The organism is Streptomyces sparsus (assembly GCF_054776295.1).
Genome location: NZ_BAAHCA010001370.1, coordinates 1 through 931 on the forward strand (window position 1 = coordinate 1; position 931 = coordinate 931).

Sequence of the window (931 nt, forward strand, 5' to 3'; positions counted from 1 at the left end):
CCACTCCCGCACCGACCCGGCCGGCCGGGGCCGCCGCGTCACAGCAGGCCGCGGGCCCGCTCGGTGAGCAGGGAGACGGACCTGTCGGCCACGTCGGCCACCTCGTCGTAGGCGTACCAGCGCAGTTCCAGGGACTCCGCGCTGACGGCCTCCACGGCGCCGGGTGGGGCCAGCGCCACGTACTGCACGTCGAGATGCCAGGCGCACGGCGTGCGGTGGCGGTCGAGACGCAACGGGCCGCCGGGCAGCAGCCGGAGGTCGGGGACGCCGGACTCCTCGACGGCCTCACGGAGCGCGGCGCCGGCGAGCGTGCGGTCACCCGGCTCGCAGTGACCGCCCGTCTGCAGCCACATCCGCAGTTTCCGGTGCAGCGTCAGCAGCACCTGCCCGCGTTCCGGGTCCACCACCAGGGCGCTCGCCGTCAGGTGGCCCTCGGCGCACGCCTTCCACATCCCGTCGGGGTGCGCGGCGAGGTGTTCGAGGTACTCCTTGCGCAGCACGTCCTGCTCGGGTTCCGGTGCGGGCCACCCGTTGAGGACCCGCACCGCGTTCCGGTGCAGCGTCACTTCGGCCCGTCGTCCTTGCGGCCCTCGCCCTTGGGTCCGTCGCCCTCGCTGCCGGGGCCCTCGGCTGCGGGACCGTCCGCGCCCTCGCCCTCGCCGGGAGTGCCACCGCCCGCGGCGTCACCCAGCATCCGGTCGAGCTCGGAGAAGTCGGCCTGCTCGTGGTGCACAAAACCGTCCGGGTCGTCCAGGTCGGCGGCCGTCGGCAGCATGTCGGGGTGCTCCCACAGCGCGTCGCGGCCCTCGGGGCCCCGGGCGTCGGACAGTGAGGCCCACAGCCGGGCGGCGTCCCGCAGCCGGCGCGGGCGGAGCTCCAGGCCGATCAGCGTGGCGAAGGTCTGCTCGGCCGGCCAGCCCGAGGCACGGCG

At 75.7% G+C, this 931-nt stretch carries 2 protein-coding genes; both read right to left on the minus strand.

Annotation, left to right across the window (positions count from 1 at the left end):
* Window positions 1–38: 38 nt before the first annotated feature.
* Complete coding sequence (locus tag ACYVE9_RS28495; protein WP_461030772.1) at window positions 39–566, minus strand: NUDIX hydrolase; 528 nt, start codon at window positions 564–566, stop codon at window positions 39–41.
* Window positions 563–931: zinc-dependent metalloprotease (locus ACYVE9_RS28500; RefSeq protein WP_461030773.1), on the minus strand; the 369-nt coding region annotated here is incomplete at its 5' end. The genes ACYVE9_RS28495 and ACYVE9_RS28500, both read right to left, overlap by 4 nt.